The sequence below is a fragment of the Actinomycetota bacterium genome, from assembly GCA_035697485.1.
In the GTDB taxonomy this organism is placed as follows: Bacteria; Actinomycetota; UBA4738; order UBA4738; family HRBIN12; genus JAOUEA01.
This window is the reverse complement of the sequence record DASSCU010000005.1, coordinates 32,724-54,499: the sequence shown is the minus strand read 5'-3', so window position 1 is coordinate 54,499 and position 21,776 is coordinate 32,724. Positions and strand designations below refer to the sequence as shown.

The window sequence follows — 21,776 nt, the reverse complement described above, 5'->3', positions numbered from 1 at the left end:
GCTACACACCCGACGGGCCGTTGGCCTCCGTCACGACGACCTGGGTGTACGCGGCGGTCGCACCGAGCCGTCCGGCGACCATCGTCTCCGCGGTCGCCCGTAGCCTGATGCCGACGCGGCCGGTGGTGTCGTCGACCACGCAGCCGGTCTTCCCGAGCTTCAGGCTCGAGTCCAGTGCCTCGATCGTGGCCGCCGCGGTCTCGCACGCCTTGATCGCGCTACGCCCTTGTGAACGGTACGCCGCGGCGCCATCGCTCGCGGCCTGGGTCGCGACCTCGGACAGGTGCAGCGTCGTGCGACCGATCGACACGGCGTCGACGACGGCGACCCCGAGCACCGCGAAGAGCAGCAGCCAGATCACCGCTGCCTTGCCGACCATGCCGGTTTCGGCGGTGCGATCGATGTTGTGCAACATGCCAGTCATCCGCGGAACCTCCTGCGTACCGCGCCGATCACTTCATCGACCTCTTCAACGCCCAACATGAGGGCCGCGAGCAGATACACGCCGACGCCCGCGGCGACCGCCGATCCGACCTGTACGAGCCGCCAGATCACCATCTGCGTGTCGACCACCGCGCCCACGCCGGCCGCGACGAGCCACGCGATGGCCGCCGTGACCGCGGCCGCTGGCACCGCGCGTGCGACCGTGCTGGCGACGCGCCCGCCGTCGAGCGAGCCGAGCTTCGGGCGGAGGAGCGCGAGCCCCACGGTGGTCGCGAACACGTACGACAGCGCGTGTCCCAGCGCGAGGGCGGGCACGTCCCATCCCACCGCGCGCACGAGCGCGACATCGACGGCCACGGTGACGATCGCCGCGCCGATGTTGACGATCGCCGGCGTCCGGCTGTCCTGCGTCGCGTAGAAGGTGCGCGTGATCAGCTGGAACGCCGAGAAGATCGGCAGCCCGACCGCGAAGCCCTGCAACGTGCGGGCGATCAAGGGGACGTCGGCCTCCCGCACCCACCCGTACTCGAGCAGCAGCGAGACGATCGGCTGCGCGAGCGCGATGAACGCGAACGACGCCGGCACGATCACCACGATCGTGTCACGCAGCCCCAGCGAGAATCGGTCGCGGACGCCGTCGATGTCGTGGTCGGTCCATCGCTCGGCCATCGCGGGCAGCAGCGCGGTGAAGATCGAGACGGCGAAGATGGAGTGCGGCAGCAGGAAGATGATGAACGCCGTGGCGTAGATCTGGTAACAGGCGTCGCAGATGCCTCCCGCGAGGATGATGATCACGACGTAGGCGAGCTGGTTCGCCCCGACGTAGACGATGACCCAACCGGAGAGCCTTACGATGCGCCGGATGCCCGGATGGCCCCACCCACCGGTCAAACGCCATCGGAAGCCGGTCCCGCGCAGCGACGGCCACAGGGCCACGGTCATCGCGACGACGCCGAGGGTGGTGCCGGCGCCGAGCACTGTCTTCTCGAGCCATGTGATGTCGCCGACCGAGGGCGCGGCCCCGGCGCGGAGCATGGCGTAGGCCGCGAACGTCGCGATCGCGACGAGGTTGTTGAGGATCGGCGCGAACATCGGGGCGGCGAACCGGCGTTCGGTGTTGAGCAGCCCGGAGGCGATCGCCCCGATGCCGTAGAAGACGATCTGCGGCATGAACCAACGGAGCAGGAACACCCCCAGCTCGATCTGCGCCTCGCGGTCGGCGGCGTCGGACGCTACGAGGTACAGGCGCATGATCTGGGGCGCGAACACGATGCCGACGATCGCGACGCCGGATAGCAGCACCAACGCCAGTGTGAGGACGCGTCTCCCAAGGTCGAAGGCGGCTTCGCGCCCGTTCCGCCGCTGGTGGTCGACGAACACCGGCACGAACACCGAGGTCAGGATGCCCCCGAGGATCAGCTCGTAGACGATGTTGGGCGTAGTGTTGGCCTGCGTGTAGACGTTGCCGAGCGGGGCGATCGTGACGCCGAGGGCCGCCGTCTGCGCCGCGATGCGGACGTACCCGGTCAGGCGCGACAGGGTCGTGCCGACCGTCATGAGCGCGGTGTTCCGCACGTAGGCGCCGGTGGTATCGGGAGGGATGCCCTCCACCGGTTCGGGATCGGGGGTCAGGGCTTCGGTCGTCGGACCAACCTCCTCGACCAGAGCAGCAGCAGCAGCACCCCGGCGCCGATCGTGATCCACAACGCCACGCTGTTCACGGCCGTCGTGCGCACCGCGAGGTTCTGGTCCTCCCCGAGGTCGCGGCCCGACGGCGCCCGGGTCTTCACCCGGATCGTCTGCGGCCCTCCGGCCTTGGCGATCACGTCGAACGTGACGATCTCGTCGGGGCCCTCGATCGTCACGGTCTGCTGGGACCCGTCGGGGAACTCGAACGAGGCGGAGCGAAGCACGACCTGCACGGTGAGCGGGGTGGCGCCGGGGTCGCCCATACGCAGCGGGATGGAGCCTTCCCGCGAGGTCAGCAGGAACTCCTGCTGCACGTCGGGCAGCACGCTTCGAAAGATCGAGCCGGTGACGGCGTTGACCTGGTCGTACCAGCCGCGTCCCGCAAGGGTGTCGGAGATGTACTCACCTGCCTCGGCGTACAACAGGTTGCGGTCGAGCCGTGCCGGCTGCGGGCTCGGGCCGGCGAGCATCGAGCGATACGCGGCCACGTTTCGGCGCTGATCTCGGATCGCATCGACGTAGTCGCGTGGGAACCGTGCGATCGACGGGACGATCGCCGCGCCTTCCAGCGTCGGGTTGACGTCCGCGGCCAAGCTCGCCGCCGGTGTGCGCCGCAGGAAGGGGGCCTCGGAGAGGCGGCGGACGAGCGGCGCCCAGATCGCGGGGGGCAGTGCGGCAGGCATCTGCACGGCGACCCCGCGCACGGTCTGGCTCCCGTCGGGCTGGAGTCCGGGGACCGGTTGCTCGCGCCAGATCGTCGCCAGCTCTCCGAGCACCGCCTGGGCGGCCCGCACCGGGTCGTCGAGCAGGACCGGGTCGCCCAGCAGACCCTGCACGCCCGGGTCGGGCAGCACGAGCGCCAGGTTCGATCCGTCGGCCGTCGTCACGGCGGCAGTGGGCAGCGGCGCGAAGTCGTTGGGCTGGGGGGGCCGCTGCACCGTGTCGGCTTGCACGAGCACGGTGGTGGATCCGCGATCGGCGAGCCACTGCAGGCTGGGCTCGTCGAGTGCTCCCTCCGGCGGCCGCGCCGTGACGGCGGACGGTTCCTCACCCAGGTGCTCAGCGACGATCGCCTCACCCAGCGCCTGTTGTCGAGCGAGATCGGGCGCGAGCCCACCCGATGCGAGCGACGGGAGCAGTGGTGCGGCGAACGGGGTGGTGACGAGTTGCACGTCCGCCTCGCCGACGAGGTCGGCGAGGCGGGCCAGCAGCGTCGCGGCGTTCGTGGCCGGCGGCTGGTCGGGTCGCACGACCTCGCCCGATGCCCGTTCGTACCCGTCGGCCATCCGGGCCAGCTGGTCGATCACCGTCGGCACGACGACGAGCTCCACTGACACGCCGCCGTCGGTCGATCCGATGGCGGCGGAGAGGGTGTCGACCTGCTGCGCGAGCCCTCCTTCGGGTGCGATCGCGGCCTCGAACGCAGGATCGGCCAGCCGCCCCTGAGGGTCGAACGCGATCGGGGCATCGAACTCCGCCCACCACGTGAGCCCGATCGGCACCTCCGGCTCACGAACGAGGTGCACCAGTGGCGTGTCGAGGGCGGCGACCTGTGTGCCGCCGCTCCGAAGGTCGACCCGGGCCGGATACACGAGCGAGTCGACGTCGCTCACGCCGTCGATCTCGCTGAGATCGACGGAGACCGTGAACTCGCGGGTCTCGCCGGGCTTCAGCTCGCCCTCCTGCGCGAACGTATCGACGTAGACCAGGGTGCCGACGGGCCCGTCCACCAGCGAGGACTCGTACTCCACCCGGGATCTGATCGCCGGACCGATGATGAACCCGACCAGGAGATCACCGAACGGTTCCTCACCGAGGTTCCTGGCACGGAAGGCGATCGTGACCTCGGGCTTCTCGAGCGTGGTGAAGGGCGTTTGGGCCTTCAGGGTCAGGGCCACGGCTGGCTCCTGGGCGACGGAGGGTATCGGCGTGAGGAGCAGGAAGGCGGCGGCGAGCGCGAGCGGCAGGAGCGCGCCGAGCGCGCGGAGGATCCTCATGGCGGCTCCTCATCGTAGCCCCGCGGGGTGGGGGCCCTCGGAACCTTCCGATGTCAGCGCGCGAGTACCTCCAACGCCTCGGCCACGCCGTACGCGAGGGCCACGACCAGCAGGAAGCTTCCGACGAGGATCCGCAGCGTGTGCTCGTGGGTGCCGAGCGCCACCTTCGCGCCGAGCAACGCACCGGGCACCGCGCCGATCGACGCGACCACGACCAGCGTCCAGTCGATGTGGCCGAGCAACGCGTGCGTGATCGTGCCCGGGATCACCAGCGCCACGATCGCGAGTAGCGAGGTGCCGAGCGCACGCTTGAGCGGCATCCCGAGCCAGCCCGCGAGCAGCGGCACGATCACGAGCCCCCCGCCGATGCCGAGCAGGCCGCTCACGAATCCCGCGAACAGGCCGATGCCGATGAACATCGAAGGCGTTGCCCTGAATGACGGCCCGCGTCGGTCCCGTGGACCCCGCAGGATCGCCACCGACTGGTAGGCGAGGAGGGCCGCCGTGATCACGAGCAGCAGGTGGGTGTCGACGAACTTCGTGAGCAGGGCTCCGAAGACGGACGCGAGCACGCCCGGGCCGATCATCCAGGCGGCCGCTCGCTCGTCGAGCTCGCCGGCACGGCGATAGGTGAGGGCGCCGGTGAGCGCGGTCGGAAGGATCACCGGCAGCGGGGTCGCGAGCGCCACGATGGGTGCGGCGCCGAGCAGCACCTGCAGGCCCGGCGTCATCACGATGCCGCCGCCGACGCCGAAGAGGCCGGAGAGCACCCCCGAGACGAACCCGATCGCGATGCCGATCGCGACCTCGAAGGGGGTCACCGCGCCGCGTCCATCATCGCAGCAGGTCGGCCGCCCGGCCGAGCACCTCGCGCTCTCCTCGGTAGGCAGCACGCTTCAGCGCACGGTCGAGGGGGAACCAGCGGACCTCCTCCATCTCGTCGTCGCGATCGTCGGGGTCGCCTCCGGTGCAGCGCATCAGGAAGAAGTGCACCGTCTTGCGGATGCGGGTACCCCCCCAGACGTAGAAGTAGCGGGTGTCACCGAGCGATGCCTCGATCTCGGCGGTGTAGCCCGTCTCCTCGAGGACCTCGCGCACCGCGGCATCCTCATGGGACTCCCCCGACTCGATCCCACCCTTCGCCAAACCCCACGCGAGGTCTCCCCGGCGGGTCCGGCGCGACGCGAGCACCACCTCGATGTCCTCGCCGTCGCGTCGGTACACGACCCCACCTGCCGAGACCTCACGCTGGACCGGCGACCTGGAGCGTCGCCCGCCGGACCGCTTCCTCTTCGACGACGTGCGCTTGGAGCGTTCGGCGACCGGCTGCGCCGACGACGACGCTGCGGTCGCGGCGGGCTTGCGCCGTCGCCGCCTCTTGGGCGCTGGTTCCCCCTCGGGAGTGGGCTCGTCGGTCACGCGAGAATCCTAGTCGTAGGGCTCATGTGCGCCCGGGTGAGGGCCGATGGAACCACGTGGCCCGCGACCGTCGTGGGCCGAACGGAGGCTGCCGTCGGCGATGGATGTCAACGAGCTGCTGCGCCATACGGTGGAGCGGGGTGCGAGTGACCTGCACCTCAAGGTCGGCAACGTGCCGTTCGTGCGCGTCGACGGCCAACTGATCCCCGGCGAGTTCGATGTGCTCACGGCGACCGACACGGAGGCCGCCGCCGCATCGCTGATGTCCGATCACAAGAAGCGCGAGTTCGCCGAGACGAGCGAGGCCGACCTCGGGTACACGCTGCCGGGGGTCGGGCGCTTCCGGGTGAACGTGTTCCGGCAGCGTGGCGTCGTCGGCCTCGCGATCAGGCGGGTGCGCAGCGAGGTGCCGACGTTCGAGGAGCTGCGGCTGCCTCGCGTCATGTCCAGCCTGGCCGACTCGCCTCGAGGGCTCGTGCTCGTCACCGGCCCGACCGGCACCGGCAAGACCACGACGATCGCGTCGATGATCGGGCACATCAACCGCAGCCGCAGAGCCCACATCGTCACGATCGAAGACCCGATCGAGGTGATGCACGACGACGTGCTCTCGATCGTGCAGCAACGCGAGATCGGCATCGACACCGATTCCTACGCCAACGCGCTACGCCACGTGATCCGCCAGGACCCCGACGTGATCTTTCTCGGCGAGATCCGCGACGGCGACTCGGCGATGTCGGCGATCCAGGCCGCCGAGACCGGACACCTGGTGATCTCCACCCTGCACACGATCGACTGCATGGAGACGATCAACCGCATCCTCGACCTGTTCCCGCCGCACCAGCAGAAGGAAGTGCGCACGTCGTTCGCGGGATCGCTCCGCGGCATCGTGTCGCAGCGACTGGTGGCCAAGGCCGACGGGAAGGGCCGCGTGCCCGCCGTCGAGGTGCTGATCAACACCGGACGGGTCTTCGACCGGATCGTGGATCCGGCCACCACCGACCAGATCGTGGACGTGATCGCCGAGGGCGACTTCTACGGGATGCAAACGTTCGATCAGTCACTCGTGCAGCTCACGAAGGAGGGGCTCGTGACCGAGGACGAGGCACGTCGCGCGGCCTCGAACCCGCACGATTTCGATCTCATGATGCGCGGGGTGCTCGACCGCCTGTCGGTCGCCGACGGAGAAGGCCTGCCCTTCTAGTCCTCTTCCACCGGAAGGGGTGATGGCGCCCGCCCCAGGCCGTGGCATGCTCCGGCGATGGATCGATCGACGGGTTCCGCGATCCCCGGGTTGGGAACGCTTCGCGGCTACCGGCGCGAGTGGCTTCCGAAGGACGTCCTCGCCGGGCTCGTGCTCACGGCGTTGCTGGTGCCGCAGGGCATGGCGTACGCGGAGCTCGCCGGCCTGCCCGCGATCACCGGGCTGTACACGTCGATCCTATGCCTGATCGGCTACGCGCTGTTCGGGCCATCGCGCATCCTCGTGCTGGGGCCGGACTCTTCGCTCGGCCCGATGATCGCCGCCACGATCGCGCCGTTGCTGGTGGCGAACGGCGACCCTGCGCGCGCGGTGGCGCTCGCGTCGATGCTCGCGCTGATCGTGGGCGCCGTGATGATCCTGGCGGGCGTCGCGAAGCTCGGCTTCGTGGCGGACCTGCTCTCGAAGCCGACCCAGATCGGCTACATGAACGGCCTCGCCCTCACGATCCTCGTCGGCCAGTTGCCCAAGCTGTTCGGTTTCTCGGTCGACGCCGACGGCCTGATCGACGAGGCGGTCGGCTTCGTCCAGGGGGTTGCCGACGGTGAGACCGTCGGTGCCGCGCTCGCGATCGGGGTCGTGAGCCTGCTGATCATCATCGTGCTGCAGCGGAGCCTGCCGAAGGTGCCAGCCGTGCTGATCGCCGTCGTGCTCGCGATCGTGGCCGTCGACCTGTTCGATCTGGTCGATCGCGGTGTCTCGGTCGTCGGACCGTTGCCCGGCGACTTCCCGCCGCTCACGATCCCGGACGTCTCGCTCTCCGACGTTCCGCTGCTGATCGGAGGCGCCCTCGGGATCGCGCTCGTTGCCTTGGCGGACACGATCTCGACCGCATCAGCGTTCGCGGCCCGGCAAGGGCAACACGTCCACGGAAACCAGGAGATGATCGGGATCGGCGTCTCCAACGTGGCGGCGGGCTTCTTCCAAGGGTTCCCGGTCAGCACCAGCGGTTCGCGGACGGCGGTGGCCGAGCAGGCGGGGGCGAAGTCGCAGGTAACGGGCGTGGTCGGCGCGCTCGCGATCCTGATGCTGCTGGTGGTGGCTCCCGACCTCTTGCAGAACCTGCCGCAGCCGACCCTGGCCGCGGTCGTGATCGCCGCCTCGCTCTCGCTGGCGGACATCCCGGCGACCGTGCGCCTGTGGAAGCAGCGGCGCACGGAGTTCTCGCTCTCGATCGCCGCATTCCTCGGTGTCGCGCTGCTCGGTGTGCTCCCGGGCATCGTGGTCGCGATCGCGCTCTCCATCTACAACGTGTTCCGCCGGTCCTGGTGGCCGTACCAGACCCGGCTCGGCAAGGTCGACGACATGCCTGGGTACCACGACGTGACGCGGTACCCGCACGGTCGGCAGCTCGCGGGGCTGGTCATGTACCGGTTCGACGCCCCGCTGTTCTTCGCGAACAGCCGCACGTTCCGTGAGGAGATCACGGAGCTCGCCACGAGCACGCCCGACCTGCGGTGGATCGTGGTGGCGGCCGAGCCCGTGACCGATGTCGACACGACGGCCGCCGACATGCTCGAAGACCTGGACGAATGGCTCAACGCCCGGAACATCTCGTTGGTGTTCGCCGAGATGAAGGATCCCGTCCGGGAGAAGGTGGAGCGGTACGAGCTGACGCACACGATCGACCCGCGGCACTTCTTCCCGACGCTCGAAGCTGCGGTCGAGGCGTACCAGGCCGAGTTCGGTGAACGGTGGCGGTCTCGGGAGGAGGTCTCGGATGTCGACGACGCATGACGTGGCAGCCACGCCGACGATGCTCGAGCGTCTGGCGGCCGCGACGGCCGTGGTCGCCCTCGTCCTCGCGATGGTGATCGTGGTGGCGCTCGCGCTCGAGAACCTCGGCGTCATCCTGGTCGCGAGCATCGGTCTCGCGATCGCCGTGGTCGGAGCCTGGTACTCGCTCTCGCACCGGGGAACCGTGCGAGTGGTCGCGCTCGTGCTGGTGGTGGCGGGCCTCGGGCTCGTGGTCGCGGCGATCTTCGGGAACGACGAGTTCAAGCCGTGGCCGTGGGTCGCCGTGGCTGCTGCTGCCGCGCTCTCGGCAGGGGCGGCCGGGTACGCGTTGCGTGCATCGAAGCGTGACGCCAGCGTCGAGGAGGCGCCGGCGGTGCCTACGCCGCGGCATCCGGTCCTGCTGATGAACCCGAAGTCAGGGGGCGGCAAGGCCGAGAAGTTCGAGCTGCAGCGGGAGTGTCGCGAACGTGGCATCGAGCCCATCGTGTTGCGGCACGGTGACGACCTGCTCGCGCTGGCGGAGGCCGCGGTCGCGCGGGGCGCCGACGTGATCGGCATGGCCGGGGGCGACGGATCGCAGGCACTCGTCGGCGCGGTGGCGAGCGCTCACGGCCTCCCGTTCGTGGTGGTCCCCGCCGGCACACGCAATCACTTCGCGCTCGACCTGGGCCTCGACCGCGACGACGTCGTTGGCGCGCTCGACGCCTACTTCGACGGCGCCGAGCGCTCGATCGACCTCGCGGAGGTGAACGGGCGGGTCTTCGTGAACAACGCCTCCCTCGGCCTCTACGCGAAGATCGTGCAGTCGCCCGAGTACCGCGACTCGAAGGTGCAGACGACTGCCGAGATGCTTCCCGATCTCATGGGACCAGACGCGAAGCCGCTCGAACTGCGCTTCACCGGTCCCGACGGGGAGGAGGTGCCGACGGCAGCGGTGATCCAGGTCTCGAACGATCCGTACGAGCTGCGCCACTCCCAAGGCCGCGGGACCCGCGAACGCATCGACCGAGGGGTGCTCGGCGTAGTCGCTGTGAATCTCTCGAGCGCGTCGGACGTGCAACGGTTCCTGTCGCTGCAGGCGATCGGTCAGCTCGATCGGTTCGAGGGGTGGCGTGAATGGACCACGGATCGGTTCGAGGTGCGTTCGGGCCGTCCGATCGAGATCGGCGTCGACGGTGAGGCTCTGGTGATGGATCCTCCGTTGGTGTTCACGACGAAACCGGGGGTCCTGCGTGTGCGCATCCCTCGACACGCGTCGGGATTGTCACCGGCCGCCGCGGCGGTGCGTGTGACGGAGAAGTCGACGATCCGCGAGCTGCTCCGGGTCGCTGCCGGGAAGCCGGTGGCGGCATGAGCGGGCGGTCCGGGGAGTCCTCCGGCGGCGAGCCCTTCGACGACGACGTCGTGCCCGTGCAGCCGCCGTCTGAGCGCCTCGCGGAGCGGCTGGAGGCCGGTCCCTCGGCGCCCGCCCCAGCTCTGGTCCGCGCCCTGCGTGAGCTCGCCGCGGTCGACAAGGCGGTGTACCGGGCGGTCGCGGCGACGCCGACACCGACGCTCGACGGCCCCCTCCGCACGTTCACGAGCGCGGCCGACCATTCGAAGCTCTGGATCGGCGCGGCGGCCGTGCTCTTCGCCGTCGGGGGCCGCAAGGGACGGCGTGCGGCGCTCACCGGCGTGGCCGCGATCGCCTGCACGTCGGCGATCGTGAACCTGCCGATGAAGCTCGCCGGACATCGCCGCCGCCCAGACGCCGACGCGGCGGGCGTGCCGCTCGCACGGCGCGTCGAGATGCCGACCTCGGCATCGTTCCCGTCGGGTCATTCCGCATCGGCGGCCGCCTTCGCCTCGTCGGTCTCCCAGGTGGTGCCGGCCCTCGGCCTGCCCCTCGGTGCGGCGGCCGCGGCGGTCGGCTACTCCCGCGTGCACTCGGGCGTGCACTACCCTGGCGACGTCGTCGCGGGCGCGCTCGTCGGGTCCTCGGTGGGCGGCCTCGTCGCCTGGGCCGGTCGCGTGCTCGCCGCGCGTCGGCGATACTGAGCCCCCGCCGGTCGTCTGCGGGAGAGGGAGGAGCCGATATGTCCGTGCACCGGTCCGGCCGCGTGGGTCCGCGGGTGGCCCTGGTGTCGGTGTGATCGTGGGCTCGCCGCCGCGACCGTCGGCGCGGTGATCTCTTCCGTCCGTTCGCGTCGCTGTCGGTCCGTCAACCTACTGGGTGTCCCGTCTAGTCCAATACGGACTAGTGCGTGAGATCCGGCCGGGCCGGCGCGCGTTCCCCGGCCGCGACCTGCGCCCGGACCTCCATCGGATGTCGACGATACCCGTAAGGGATCGCGAGCAGGAAGTACACGGGGATGAACAGCGGTCCCCACGCGCAGAACTGGCGGATGTGCCAGCGCTCGTGCGCGAGGAGTCGCCCGGTCACCGGCCGCGACGACAGGATCACGAAGCCCACGGTCATCGCGGTTCGGTTCAGCCGCGGCATCAGCCAGGTGAGTCCCCGCGGCGTTCGGTCGAAGATCAGCGCTCCGTCGCGAACCGTCGGCAGCTGGAACGTGAGCAGCCCGAGCACGAGGCCGATCAGCGTGTTCGGCGAGGTCCAGATGAATCCGAGCCAGGTGGGCATCGCCCGGTCACGGTAGCGCGGGGACGTGGCGCACGCGGGAGTCCTCGGCGGGCGGGCGACGGTGGGTGTCGGCGGTTCCGCGCCGGCATTCGTCAAGGACCTCCGTAGTTCCGCCAGCGAGAAGACGGAGGTCCCTGCCGAGCCGGCGCGCAAGCAGGAGCCAACCCGGCCGGCTCGACCCCCGGGGTAAGCTCGGGCCGACATGGCCGACCAGACCGCTTCCGGCGCCGTGCTCGACGTTCCCGCCATCGCCAAGGAGCTCGGCGTGCGGTTCGCCGATGCGGGGCACGAGCTCTTCCTCGTGGGCGGCAGCGTGCGCGACCTGGTCCTCGGCCGGCCTTCGCCCGACCTCGACTTCACCACCAGCGCGCACCCCGACGAGACGACCCGCATCCTGCGGGGCTGGGCGGAGCGCCGCTACCTGGTCGGCGTGAAGTTCGGCACGGTCGGCGTCCTCAAGGACGGCGAGCGGCTCGAGATCACGACGTTCCGCCAGGAGGTCTACGCGCCCGAGCACCGCAAGCCGACGGTGACGTTCGGCGACGACGTCGAGACCGACCTGTCCCGTCGAGACTTCACGATCAACGCGATGGCGGTGCGACTCCCCGACGGCGACCTCGTCGATCCGCACGGTGGCGTGCGCCACCTCGCGGCCAAGTTCCTCGACACGCCGCTCGAGCCGCAGCTGTCGTTCGGTGACGACCCCCTCCGCATGCTCCGCGCGGCCCGGTTCGTCTCCCAGCTCGACGTGGAGCCTGCCCCTCGTCTCCTGGCGGCGATCGTCGAGATGCGGGATCGCATGGAGATCGTCTCGGCCGAGCGCATCGGTGAGGAGCTCTCGAAGCTGCTGATGGGAGCGCATCCCTCGAAGGGCCTGGCTCTGCTCGTCTCCACGAAGCTCGCCGACACGTTCCTGCCCGAGCTCGCCGCGCTCGAGCTCGAGCAGGACCCAGTGCATCAGCACAAGGACGTGCTGCGCCACACGTACGCCGTCGTCGAGAACTGCGAAGCCGACGAGGTGCTGCGGCTCGCGGCCCTGCTGCATGACATCGGCAAGCCTGCCACCCGGCAGATCACCGCCGAGGGCGTGCAGTTCCACCACCACGAGGTGGTCGGCGCCCGCATGGCCGACAAGCGCCTTCGCGAGTTGCGCTATCCGAACCACGTCGCCGACGACGTGAGGAAGCTCGTCGAGATGCACCTACGCTTCCATGGGTACGGGGAGGGGTGGAGCGACGCCGCCGTACGGCGCTACGTGCGCGACGCCGGTTCGCTGCTCGACAAGTTGAACCAGCTGACCCGCGCCGACGTGACGACGCGCAACGAGCGGCGCGCCGCGAAGTTCCAGACACTGCAGGACGACCTCGAGGAACGCATCGCTCGCCTCGCCGAGCAGGAGAACCTCGACGCGCTGCGCCCGCCGCTCGACGGGAAGCAGGTGATGGATCGCCTCGGCCTCGAGCCGGGTCCCGTCGTGGGCCAGGCGCTCGACTTCCTGATGGAGCTGCGTCTCGAGCGGGGCCCGATCCCCGAGGACGAGGCTGAGGCGTTCCTCGACGATTGGGCGCGGCAGCGCGGGTTGCGCTGACGTCCCACGTGGTCACTCGTGGCCGTGGGCCTCGTCGCCGCGTCCCACCACGAACCAGATCGCCTCGACGGGCACGTCGCCCGAGTTGAACAGACGATGCGGGGTGGTCGAGTCGAAGGCGATCGAGTCCCCCGGATGCAGCCGGTGCTCGGAGAACCCGATCTGCACGCTCAACGTGCCGTTGATCACGTATCCGTACTCCCGGCCGTTGTGGCGGATCAGGGACCGGTCGGGGGTGGACGCGCCGCCCACCTCGTAGATCGCGATCAGGAAGTCGACGCCCTCTTGCTCGGCCGCGAGTTCCTCCCAGCGCACGCCGGAGTCGAGATCGATCGCCGGCCGTTCCCCGGGGTGTACGACCGGAGAGCGGTGAGCGGGATCGATCTCGCCGGAGCCGTCGGGTTCCCGGAAGTCTCCACCCCTGATCACCCGGTCGAGCGAGACGCCGAGCTCCGTGACGATCGAGTACAGCGTGCCGACCGACGGCCGGGACTGCCCGCTCTCCAGTTGCGAGATCAGGCTCGCGGAGAGACCGACCCGGCGCGCCAGCTCACGCTGGCTGAGGCCCGCCCGAACGCGTTCCTCCCGCAGGCGGTGGCCGATCGCGTCGAGCGCCTCGGGTTCGCTGTGGGCGGCGGTCTCGCGCATCACATCAGCATCCAACCGCCGTCGACGTAGAGGTTCACCCCGTTCACCGCCCGATTCTCGAGCAGGAACACGGTGGCGTCGACCACCTCGGCCATCGTCGAGAGGCGCCCCGTGGGGGTGCGGGCCACGACCGCGTCCAACGGCTTGCCCTGCCAGAACGGGCTGTCCCCGACGATGCCGGGATGGATCGCGTTGAACCGGATCGGCGCGAGCTCGATCGCGAGCGTGCGGATCAGGCTGCTGATGCCGCCGTTGACGGTCGTCACGGTGGTCGAGCCGGGGTAGGGACGATCCTTCGCCCGGCCTCCGAACAGCACCACCGCAGAGTCGTCGGCGAGCCGATCGAGCAGCACGTGGACCGTGGCGGTATAGCCGACGAGCTTCATCGTCGTGAGGTCGATCGCCTGCGCGATGTTGTACTCGCGCACCGGGTTGTTGTCGCGGGCGATCGCCGCCAGCACGAGCCTGGAGACCGGGCCCACGTCGGCCAGCGCCGCGTCGACCGATTCGGGCTTGCTGAGATCGAAGCCCAGTCCGGTGACGTGCTCGCCGATCTCGGCGGCGAGCGCGCTCGCTCGGTCGGTGTCGCGCCCGGTGACGATGACCCGTTCGCCTCGTTCGGCGTAGTGGGCAGCGATCTCGCGGCCGAGGCCGGCCGTGCCACCCACCACCAACACCAACCCGTCGGGCATCTCGATCGGCCTCCTTGGTCGACGGCAGGCCGACACTACTAGATACCACCGAACTGTGCAGCCGGGTTGAACGACACGCCGACTGCCTAGCGCGGACCCCGCGATGTGTGTAGTGTCGCTGAACGGTGGGGGCGAACGTCGGAACAGTCGCAGTGATCGGCACCGGGCGCATGGGCGCCGCGATGGCCACGACACTCAGCCGTGCCGGCTTCGACATGCGTGTGTGGAACCGTGATCGCTCGAAGGCCGGGCCTGTGGCTGACGCCATCGGCGCGACGGTCGCATCGTCGCCGGCCGAGGCGGCGAAGGCCGAGGTGGTCGTCACGAGCCTCGCAGACGACGCCGCCCTCGAGCGGGTCTTCCTCGGACCCGACGGCGTCGTCGAGGGCATCGGCGCAGGATCCGTCGCCGTCGACACGAGCACGGTCGATCCACGGACGATCGAGCAGGTAGGGGCAGCCGTCGACGCCACCGGCGCCGGGTTCCTCGACGGTCCCGTCTCCGGGAGCGTGAGCACGGTCGAGGCCGGCGCGCTCACGATCATGGTCGGAGGCGAGCCGGAGCTGCTCGATCGGGTCCGTCCGGTGCTCGACGCGCTCGCCTCCAGGGTGATCCACGTGGGCGGTCGGGGTGCGGGCGCCGCCACGAAGCTCGCGGTGAACGACCTGGTGCATGGCCTGAACGTGGCGCTCTCCGAGGCGCTCGTACTCGCCGAACGCGCCGGCGTCGACCGCGAGATCGCCTACGAGGTCTTTGCGAGCGGCGCGGCTGCCGCTCCGTTCGTGCAGTACAAGCGGGAGGCCTACGAGCATCCCGATACCGCCCCCGTCGCGTTCAGCCTCGATCTCGTCGCGAAGGATCTGGAGCTGATCACCGGGCTCGGCGAGCGCGTGGGTGCGCCGATGCGACAGGCGCTGACCTCGCTCGAGGTCGTGCGGAGCGCGATCGCCGCCGGTTACGGCGAACGCGACCTGAGCCAGATCGCTGTCTTCCTGCGAGAGGGCGAGGGCTGATGTCGGCACATATCGTGAGGACGACGGATGAGCTCGTGTACGCCACCCCTGCGGGGTTCGAAGGACGGAGCGAGGGCTATTCCGGTGATTCGATCGTCGACGAGCCGAGCGGCGGCGTGCAGATGGGGTTCCGCGTCGCGCGGCTCGAGGCGGGTGGCAACGTCGCGGCGCACGTCCACTCGTTCGAGGAGTCGATCTACGTGATCGAGGGCTCGCTCACGATCGACACGCGGGAGGGGAGCGTCGAGCTCGTGCCCGGGGACTACGGGCTGCTCCCCCTCGGCGTCACGCACGCGTTCCGTAACACGTCCGACGCGGTTGCGAGCTTCGCGGAGATGAAGGCCCCGCTGCCGCGGGAGCGGTTCCGCTTCGACACGCGCTTCCCGTCGGGGCAACTCGCGGCCGGACCGGCGCGCAGGATCGACGTGCGTGATCCGCGCACCCGCTCGTACGGACACATCGACGCCGAGTCGATGGACCCGGCGATGCAGACGCAGGATCGGCTCGCCGTCAGCGCGAGCATGCGGACCGCCTTGCTCGTGTACAGCGGCATCACCGTGAAGATGATGGTCGACTCCGACCTCGGCGCTGACCTCTCGACGATGTTCATGGTGCAGTACGAGCCCGACGGTTTCGCGGGTCCCCACGACCATCCGCTCGAGGAGGCGTACTTGATCCTCGACGGCGAGGTCGACGGTGTCTTCGATGGCGAGACCTACCACCTCGCTCCCGGTGATGTCGCGTGGGCCGGGGTCGGGTGCGTGCACGAGTTCCGCAACGCCGGCGATGGCCGCGTCCGCTGGCTCGAGACCCAGGCCCCGCAGCCCCCGGGCCGCCACTCATACCGATTCGCTCGTGACTGGTCCTACCTCGACCAGGCGTTCGCCGACGAGGCTTCCGCTCGCACACCATGAGGAGGAGCACGCGATGGACGAGTTCCCCGTAGCGACCAGCCCGGCACCGGGGGTCATGGGAGTCGACTGGGAGATGCGGGTCGACTTCGAACGCCTTCGCCGGTACCGCCTCGACCGCGTGCACCGGATGTTGGAGGAGTTCGATCTCGGCGCGGTCCTGCTGTTCGAGACGTCCAACATCCGGTACGCGACCGCGACCCAGATCGGCTACTGGGCGTTCAACAAGGGGGAACGGTGGGCGCTCGTCACGCGCGAGGGCCGGCCCAAGATCTGGGACTTCGGCTCCGCCGCGAAGGCTCACCGCCTGCAGCTCCCGCACATGTACGACACGGAGAATTCCGTGGGGGGAAACACCGGGCTGCAGGGCGCGATCGGTCCCGAGACGGGCCTGCATGCGCGCGCGGTGCGCGAGATCAAGGCGGCCCTCGAGGAGGCCGGCGTCGCGAACGACAAGCTCGGCGTCGACCTCGCCGAGACCGCCGTGCTCCTCGCGCTGCAGGAGGGCGGGCTGCGGGTCGTCGACGGCCAACAGGCGATGATGCGCGCCCGTGAGATCAAGAGCCCCGACGAGATCGTGCTGCTGACGCAGGCGTGCGCGATGGTCGACGGCGTCTACCAGGACATCTTCGAGATGCTGAAGCCTGGCGTGCGGGAGTCCGACGTCGTTGGACTCGTCCACGCTCGCCTGTTCGAGATGGGCTCGGAGTTCGTCGAGGCGGTCAACTCGATCGCGGGGGAACGCTGCAGCCCGCATCCGCACGTGTTCAGTGACCGCATCATCCGGCCGGGCGACCAGGCGTACTTCGACATCATCCATGTCTTCAACGGGTACCGGACCTGCTACTACCGCACGTTCGTCGTCGGCCGCGCGACGCAGGCCCAGCGCGACGCCTTCAAGCGCTCGCGCGAGTGGATGGACTCCGCGGTCGACCTCGTGCGACCCGGCACCACGACCGATCAGATCGCGAAGGTCTGGCCGCGCGCCGAGGAGTTCGGCTTCACGGACGAGATGGACGCCTTCGGCCTGCAGTTCGGCCACGGCGTGGGCGTCGGCCTGCATGAACGCCCGATCATCAGCCGGCTGAACTCGCTCGAGACGCCGGTGGAGATCCAGGAGGGCATGCTCTTCGCCCTCGAAACGTACGCCCCTGCCGCCGACGGACGGTCCGCCGCGCGTATAGAGGAAGAGGTCGTCGTGACCGCCGACGGGTGCAAGGTCATCACCCTGTTCCCCTGCGAGGAGCTGATGGTCGCCAATGAGTACTGAGACCCACATCGATGACCGGTACGACTACGCCCTGCGGGAGCCTCGCCTCCCCGCGCCGATCGACCACTCGCTCGCCGAGGCGCCGATCGATCTCGACGTACGTATCGGCATGTACCGCACGCTGCACGAGCTGCGCGGGTTCGGCAAGCGGGCCCACGACCTGTTCCTGCAGAACCTCGTGAAGGGCACGACCCACCTCTCGCTGGGTCAGGAGGCGGTCGCCACCGGCTTCGGCGCGGCGCTACAGCCCGACGACTACACGTTCGCTTCGTATCGGGGCCATGCGCACTCGCTCGCGCGCGGCATGGATCCGGGCGCTGCGATGGCCGAGCTGCTCGGCCGGGAGAACGGCATCCTCGGCGGCAAGGGCGGCTCGATGCATCTCACCGACGCATCGAAAGGCATGATGGGCTCCTACGCGATCATCGGAGCGCACCTGTGCACCGCGAACGGCGCCGCCTGGTCGGCACTGATGCGCGGCACCGACCAGGTGGCGGTGGCGTTCTTCGGCGACGGCACCACGAACATCGGCGCGTTCCACGAGGCCCTCAACATGGCCAAGGTCTGGAGCCTGCCGACGGTCTTCGTCTGCGAGAACAACCTCTATATGGAGTACACGCCGATCGACGTCGTCACCGCGGTCGAACATCCCGCGGCGGGCCGGGCCGCGGCCTACGGCCTCGAGGAGATCATGATCGACGGCAACGATCCCGACGCCGTGCACCTCGCCGCCCGCGACGCGGTCGAACGGGCTCGTTCGGGCGGTGGCCCCTCGCTGATCGAGGCGATCACGTACCGGTCGGGCGGCCATTCGCGGGCCGATCCGGGGAAGTACCGCCCGCCGGAAGAGGTCGGCGCCTGGGCCGAGCGCGATCCGATCCCGCTCTACCACGCACGCCTGCTCTCGCTCGGCGTGGAGGAGGAGCGACTCGAATCGATCCAGGAAGAGGTGGCCCAGGCGATCGACGTCGCCACCGAGTTCGCGAAGGCCGGCGCCGAGCCCGACGAGGGGTCGCTCTTGACCGAGGTCTACGCCGACGGAGGGTCGCGATGGCGGAACTGACGTACCGCGAGGCCGTCGCTTACGGCATCGCCCAGGAGATGCGGCGCGACTCGAGCCTCGTGATACTGGGCGAGGACATCGCGGCCGCCGGCGGGGTCTTCAAGACCACGGTCGGGCTGCTCGACGAGTTCGGTCCCGACCGGGTCCGCGACACGCCGATCTCGGAGCAGGCGATCCTGGGCGCGGCGATGGGGGCGGCGATGACCGGCGTACCCGTGATCGCCGAGATCATGTTCAGCGACTTCCTGGCGGTCTGCTGGGATATCGTCGCGAACGAGATCGCGAAGAGCCGGTACATGACGAACGGCCAGGTGAGCTTCCCGCTCGTGATCCGGACAGCGAACGGCGGCGGCGTCCGCTTCGGCGCGCAGCACTCCCAGAGTGTGGAGAACTGGGCGATGATGATCCCGGGCCTCAAGGTCGTCGCGCCGTCGACCCCCGAGGACGTCGTCGGGCTCATGGCAGCCTCGATCAGGGATCCCGATCCGGTCGTTTTCTTCGAGCACAAGGCCCTCATGGGCACGAAGGCCGAGATCCCAGACGGCGAGATCGTCGCGGAGCTCGGCACGGCGAAGGTCCTGCGCGAGGGCACCGACGTCACGATCGCGGCGCTCGCGTCGATGGTCCCGCGCACGCTCGACGCCGCCGAACGGCTGCAGCAGGACGGCATCTCGGCAGACGTGATCGACGTGCGCACGCTCGTGCCGCTCGACACGCGCACCCTGCTCTCGTCGGTCGAGAAGACCGGCCGGTTCTTCACCGTCGAGGAGAACCCCCGGCTGTGCGGTTGGGGTGCCGAGCTCGTATCGATCGTCGCTGAGGAAGGCTTCTGGAACCTCGATGGCCCGAGTATCCGCATCACGACGCCACACATCCCGCTGCCTGCGGCGGCCTCGCTCGAGGATCTCGCGTTGCCGTCGGTCGACCGGATCTACGAGACGGTCTGCAAGTCCGTCGAGAGCGGAGGCGGTGCGTGAGCGGAAGGCTCCACCTCCGCGGTGGCTGTGTCCTCACGCTGGGTGCCAAGTCGTCCAACCTCGTCGAGGGTGACGTCGTGGTCGATGACGGCATCGTGACCGACGTCGGCCGCGGGCTGCACGCCCGCGATGCCGAGGTGGTCGATACGACCGACGCGATCGTGATGCCGGGATTCGTCGATGCCCATCGACACTCGTGGACATCGCTCTTCCGCAACCTCGGCGAGCGTGGCGGGAACACGCGGAAGCTCACGGCCGACGTGCGCCACCATTACTCGCCCGACGACGTCTACGCCGCCGCGCTCGTCGGCCTGTTGGGCGCGGCGGAAGCGGGCATCACGACGGTCGTGGACTGGTGCGACCTCCCGCTCGACGATGCGTCGGGCGACGCGCTGCTGCGCGCCCATGCGGACTCCGGGATGCGCACGGTGGTCGTGCCCGCCTCGCTCGAGCCCCCGACCCGTGAGCTCTTCACCCGTCTGCTCGAGGGGGCGGGACCCACGACCACGGTCGCCTTCGGCTCCGGGCAGATCGACCTCGATCGCATCAAGAGCGAGTGGTCGCTCGCCCGCGAGCTGGGCCTGCGCATCCATGCGCACGTTGGGGCCGACGCGCCGGGCTGTGGGTGGGTCGCCGCGCTCGCCGAGCGAGGACTCCTCCGCGATGACGTCACGCTCGTGCACCATACGGCGCTCGACGAGACCGACATCGCCGCGATCGCGGCGTCGGGAGCGTCGGTCGTGGTCACGCCGTCGAGCGAGATGGCCACCGGGCACGGCGCGCCGCCGATCCAGGAGCTCATGGACCGTGACCTCCGGCCCGGGCTGGGGATCGATCTCGAGCGCGTGGCCCCGGGCGACATGTTCGCCCAGATGCGCGAGACGATCTCGCTGCAGCACGCGACGGTCTTCGACCGCAAGCTCATGGGCAAGGGATCGCTTCCGCGCCTGATGAGCACGCGCGACGTGATCCGCTCTGCGACCCTCGAAGGCGCGCGCGCGACCGGCCTGGCCGGTGTGACGGGCTCCCTCGAGCCCGGTATGCAGGCCGACCTGATCGTGCTTCGGACCGACCGCCCGAACATCTGGCCGATCAACGACCCGATCGGCGCGGTCGTGTGGGGCATGGACACGTCGAACATCGACCGCGTGCTCGTCGGCGGACGGACGGTCCTGCGCGGCGGCGACCTCGAGGCCGACGTCGCGGCTGCGGGCACGATCGCGACCGAGGCGCGCGAGCGCGTCGCGGTGGCCGCGGGCATGGCTCTGAACACGGGGGTCGAACGATGAGCACCACCGCCGTGACCCGCCGAGCCCCTTCCTCGGCCGTTACGTCGTTCGTCGTCGCGTCGCGATACATGCCCGTGTACATCGCGATCCTGCTGCTGATCGTCGTCGCGGCGATCTGGGCGCCAGCGACCCTGCGCGCGCCGTCGTTGCGAGCGATCGCGCCGTTCGGCACGTTCCTCGCGATCGCCGCGCTCGGCCAGATGCTCGTGATCATGACGGGCGGCATCGACCTCAGTGTGCCGGGCACCGTCACCCTTGCGGCGGTACTCGTGGTCGGGGTCGGCGACGCGTCCGACGAGCGCATCTGGACGGCGATCGGCGCCGCTCTGCTCGCCGCAGCTCTCGTCGGTCTCGTGAACGGCATCCTGATCGGAGGCCTGGGGCTCAACGCGCTGATCGTCACGCTCGCCGTGGGCCAGATCGTGAGCGGCCTCGCCTTCCGCTACTACACGGGTGTCGCGATCCAGACGCCGGTGCCTTCGGGACTCTCGGAGTGGACGTCGACGCGGTTCCTCGGCGTGACGCGGACGTTCTGGGTCGGCGTTGTGCTCACCGCGGCACTGATCGTGATCTTCCGGTTCACCACGCCGGGTCGGCGGTTCCAGGTCGTCGGCGCGAACCCCGTGGCGAGTTGGATCGCCGGCTTGCGCGTGAACCTCAACCAGGTGGCCGCGTACGTGATCGCGGCGATGTTCTACGCGGCAGCCGCGATCTTGCTCGCCGCGTTCCTCAAGACGCCCAGCACCAGTCTCGGTGTGCCGTACCTGCTCGGACCGATCGCGGCGGTCGTGATCGGCGGCGCATCACTGACCGGAGGATTGGCGAGCCCGCTCTCGACATGGGCGGGCGCGTTCTTCCTCGCGGGCCTCAACCAGATGATGCGCGTGATGGGGCTGTCCACCGCCCTGCAGTTCGTCGTCTTCGGGCTCGTGATCGTCGGCGGCATGCTGGTGTCGGGCGACCGGATCATCCGCGGGGTCGAGCAGGTACTCCGTGAGCGGAGACATCCGGATGTGCCGGCGGCGCTGAGCGCCGGCACGACGGGCGAGAGAACGGATGAAGGGGGTAGCGAATGAGGGAGGGGGGACCGCTCCAACGGGCGGCACCCGAGCCGAGCTCGGGTCAAGGAGACAGCGGCCAAGGAGGGAGGGGGAG

At 69.7% G+C, this 21,776-nt stretch carries 20 protein-coding genes; 12 read left to right on the top strand and 8 right to left on the bottom strand.

The annotated features are described in order from the left end of the window. Window position 1 precedes the first annotated feature (1 nt). Genes VFI59_00625 through VFI59_00605 form a run of 5 tightly spaced genes read right to left on the bottom strand, consistent with a single transcriptional unit; the run spans window position 2 to window position 5,549 of the window. Window positions 2–424, bottom strand: coding sequence for a hypothetical protein (locus tag VFI59_00625; GenBank protein HET6712206.1), 423 nt, complete (start codon window positions 422–424; stop codon window positions 2–4). Next, window positions 421–2,055, bottom strand: a complete 1,635-nt coding sequence (gene murJ / locus VFI59_00620) for a murein biosynthesis integral membrane protein MurJ (GenBank protein HET6712205.1) — start codon at window positions 2,053–2,055, stop codon at window positions 421–423. Before murJ ends, VFI59_00625 begins: the two co-directional genes overlap by 4 nt. A gap of 17 nt (window positions 2,056–2,072) precedes the next feature. Beyond that, on the bottom strand, window positions 2,073–4,130 hold the full coding sequence (locus VFI59_00615) for a DUF6049 family protein (GenBank protein HET6712204.1): 2,058 nt from the start codon (window positions 4,128–4,130) through the stop codon (window positions 2,073–2,075). Between the two features lie 53 nt (window positions 4,131–4,183). Next, window positions 4,184–4,951 (bottom strand): sulfite exporter TauE/SafE family protein, encoded by a 768-nt coding sequence (locus VFI59_00610; protein ID HET6712203.1) that lies wholly within the window; start codon window positions 4,949–4,951, stop codon window positions 4,184–4,186. A 13-nt stretch (window positions 4,952–4,964) separates the two neighbouring features. Then, the gene (locus VFI59_00605) at window positions 4,965–5,549 is read right to left on the bottom strand and encodes an NUDIX hydrolase (GenBank protein ID HET6712202.1); all 585 of its coding nucleotides are present in this window, start codon (window positions 5,547–5,549) and stop codon (window positions 4,965–4,967) included. Between the two features lie 100 nt (window positions 5,550–5,649). Here VFI59_00605 and VFI59_00600 point away from each other — a divergent pair, with 100 nt between their 5' ends. The 4 genes from VFI59_00600 to VFI59_00585 are packed head-to-tail and all read left to right on the top strand — an operon-like array spanning window position 5,650 to window position 10,584. After that, window positions 5,650–6,753 (top strand): PilT/PilU family type 4a pilus ATPase, encoded by a 1,104-nt coding sequence (locus tag VFI59_00600; protein ID HET6712201.1) that lies wholly within the window; start codon window positions 5,650–5,652, stop codon window positions 6,751–6,753. Between the two features lie 57 nt (window positions 6,754–6,810). Beyond that, the gene (locus tag VFI59_00595) at window positions 6,811–8,547 is read left to right on the top strand and encodes a SulP family inorganic anion transporter (protein HET6712200.1); all 1,737 of its coding nucleotides are present in this window, start codon (window positions 6,811–6,813) and stop codon (window positions 8,545–8,547) included. After that, window positions 8,531–9,901 (top strand): diacylglycerol kinase family protein, encoded by a 1,371-nt coding sequence (locus tag VFI59_00590; protein HET6712199.1) that lies wholly within the window; start codon window positions 8,531–8,533, stop codon window positions 9,899–9,901. The genes VFI59_00595 and VFI59_00590 overlap by 17 nt, the downstream gene beginning before the upstream one ends. Next, window positions 9,898–10,584, top strand: coding sequence for a phosphatase PAP2 family protein (locus tag VFI59_00585; protein HET6712198.1), 687 nt, complete (start codon window positions 9,898–9,900; stop codon window positions 10,582–10,584). Before VFI59_00590 ends, VFI59_00585 begins: the two co-directional genes overlap by 4 nt. A gap of 199 nt (window positions 10,585–10,783) precedes the next feature. Here VFI59_00585 and VFI59_00580 read toward each other — a convergent pair whose 3' ends face one another. Continuing rightward, on the bottom strand, window positions 10,784–11,170 hold the full coding sequence (locus tag VFI59_00580) for a hypothetical protein (protein ID HET6712197.1): 387 nt from the start codon (window positions 11,168–11,170) through the stop codon (window positions 10,784–10,786). 202 nt (window positions 11,171–11,372) lie between these two features. Between VFI59_00580 and VFI59_00575 the strand changes: the two genes are divergently transcribed. Beyond that, a complete protein-coding gene (locus VFI59_00575) occupies window positions 11,373–12,758 on the top strand; it encodes a CCA tRNA nucleotidyltransferase (protein ID HET6712196.1) in 1,386 nt (461 codons plus the stop codon). A 12-nt stretch (window positions 12,759–12,770) separates the two neighbouring features. Here VFI59_00575 and VFI59_00570 read toward each other — a convergent pair whose 3' ends face one another. Next, window positions 12,771–13,406 (bottom strand): helix-turn-helix domain-containing protein, encoded by a 636-nt coding sequence (locus VFI59_00570; protein HET6712195.1) that lies wholly within the window; start codon window positions 13,404–13,406, stop codon window positions 12,771–12,773. Then, the gene (locus tag VFI59_00565; protein HET6712194.1) at window positions 13,406–14,098 is read right to left on the bottom strand and encodes an SDR family oxidoreductase; all 693 of its coding nucleotides are present in this window, start codon (window positions 14,096–14,098) and stop codon (window positions 13,406–13,408) included. The genes VFI59_00570 and VFI59_00565 overlap by 1 nt, the downstream gene beginning before the upstream one ends. Before the next feature lie 125 nt (window positions 14,099–14,223). On the opposite strand from VFI59_00565, the gene VFI59_00560 reads away from it, so the two are divergent. The 7 genes from VFI59_00560 to VFI59_00530 all read left to right on the top strand — a co-directional run bounded on the left by VFI59_00560 (window position 14,224) and on the right by VFI59_00530 (window position 21,697). After that, window positions 14,224–15,111 carry an NAD(P)-dependent oxidoreductase gene (locus tag VFI59_00560; GenBank protein HET6712193.1) on the top strand — a complete coding sequence of 296 codons (888 nt, stop codon included), beginning with the start codon at window positions 14,224–14,226 and terminating at the stop codon, window positions 15,109–15,111. A gap of 14 nt (window positions 15,112–15,125) precedes the next feature. After that, the gene (locus tag VFI59_00555; protein HET6712192.1) at window positions 15,126–16,025 is read left to right on the top strand and encodes a cupin domain-containing protein; all 900 of its coding nucleotides are present in this window, start codon (window positions 15,126–15,128) and stop codon (window positions 16,023–16,025) included. Between the two features lie 13 nt (window positions 16,026–16,038). Further along, complete coding sequence (locus VFI59_00550) at window positions 16,039–17,292, top strand: Xaa-Pro peptidase family protein (protein HET6712191.1); 1,254 nt, start codon at window positions 16,039–16,041, stop codon at window positions 17,290–17,292. Window positions 17,293–17,401: 109 nt separating this feature from the next. Next, window positions 17,402–18,355 carry a thiamine pyrophosphate-dependent dehydrogenase E1 component subunit alpha gene (locus VFI59_00545; protein ID HET6712190.1) on the top strand — a complete coding sequence of 318 codons (954 nt, stop codon included), beginning with the start codon at window positions 17,402–17,404 and terminating at the stop codon, window positions 18,353–18,355. Continuing rightward, on the top strand, window positions 18,343–19,332 hold the full coding sequence (locus tag VFI59_00540) for an alpha-ketoacid dehydrogenase subunit beta (protein HET6712189.1): 990 nt from the start codon (window positions 18,343–18,345) through the stop codon (window positions 19,330–19,332). The genes VFI59_00545 and VFI59_00540 overlap by 13 nt, the downstream gene beginning before the upstream one ends. Then, the gene (locus tag VFI59_00535; GenBank protein ID HET6712188.1) at window positions 19,329–20,621 is read left to right on the top strand and encodes an amidohydrolase family protein; all 1,293 of its coding nucleotides are present in this window, start codon (window positions 19,329–19,331) and stop codon (window positions 20,619–20,621) included. Before VFI59_00540 ends, VFI59_00535 begins: the two co-directional genes overlap by 4 nt. Continuing rightward, the gene (locus VFI59_00530) at window positions 20,618–21,697 is read left to right on the top strand and encodes an ABC transporter permease (protein HET6712187.1); all 1,080 of its coding nucleotides are present in this window, start codon (window positions 20,618–20,620) and stop codon (window positions 21,695–21,697) included. The genes VFI59_00535 and VFI59_00530 overlap by 4 nt, the downstream gene beginning before the upstream one ends. Window positions 21,698–21,776: the final 79 nt, after the last annotated feature.

Coding starts and splice junctions, on each gene's coding strand:
- VFI59_00595 (HET6712200.1), top strand. CDS start 6,811: ATGGATCGATCGACGGGTTCCGCGATCCCCGGGTTGGGAACGCTTCGC.
- VFI59_00570 (HET6712195.1), bottom strand. CDS start 13,406: ATGCGCGAGACCGCCGCCCACAGCGAACCCGAGGCGCTCGACGCGATC.
- VFI59_00575 (HET6712196.1), top strand. CDS start 11,373: ATGGCCGACCAGACCGCTTCCGGCGCCGTGCTCGACGTTCCCGCCATC.
- VFI59_00580 (HET6712197.1), bottom strand. CDS start 11,170: ATGCCCACCTGGCTCGGATTCATCTGGACCTCGCCGAACACGCTGATC.
- VFI59_00565 (HET6712194.1), bottom strand. CDS start 14,098: ATGCCCGACGGGTTGGTGTTGGTGGTGGGTGGCACGGCCGGCCTCGGC.
- VFI59_00550 (HET6712191.1), top strand. CDS start 16,039: ATGGACGAGTTCCCCGTAGCGACCAGCCCGGCACCGGGGGTCATGGGA.
- VFI59_00545 (HET6712190.1), top strand. CDS start 17,402: ATGTACCGCACGCTGCACGAGCTGCGCGGGTTCGGCAAGCGGGCCCAC.
- VFI59_00600 (HET6712201.1), top strand. CDS start 5,650: ATGGATGTCAACGAGCTGCTGCGCCATACGGTGGAGCGGGGTGCGAGT.
- VFI59_00530 (HET6712187.1), top strand. CDS start 20,618: ATGAGCACCACCGCCGTGACCCGCCGAGCCCCTTCCTCGGCCGTTACG.
- VFI59_00590 (HET6712199.1), top strand. CDS start 8,531: ATGTCGACGACGCATGACGTGGCAGCCACGCCGACGATGCTCGAGCGT.
- VFI59_00585 (HET6712198.1), top strand. CDS start 9,898: ATGAGCGGGCGGTCCGGGGAGTCCTCCGGCGGCGAGCCCTTCGACGAC.
- VFI59_00615 (HET6712204.1), bottom strand. CDS start 4,130: ATGAGGATCCTCCGCGCGCTCGGCGCGCTCCTGCCGCTCGCGCTCGCC.
- VFI59_00540 (HET6712189.1), top strand. CDS start 18,343: ATGGCGGAACTGACGTACCGCGAGGCCGTCGCTTACGGCATCGCCCAG.
- VFI59_00625 (HET6712206.1), bottom strand. CDS start 424: ATGACTGGCATGTTGCACAACATCGATCGCACCGCCGAAACCGGCATG.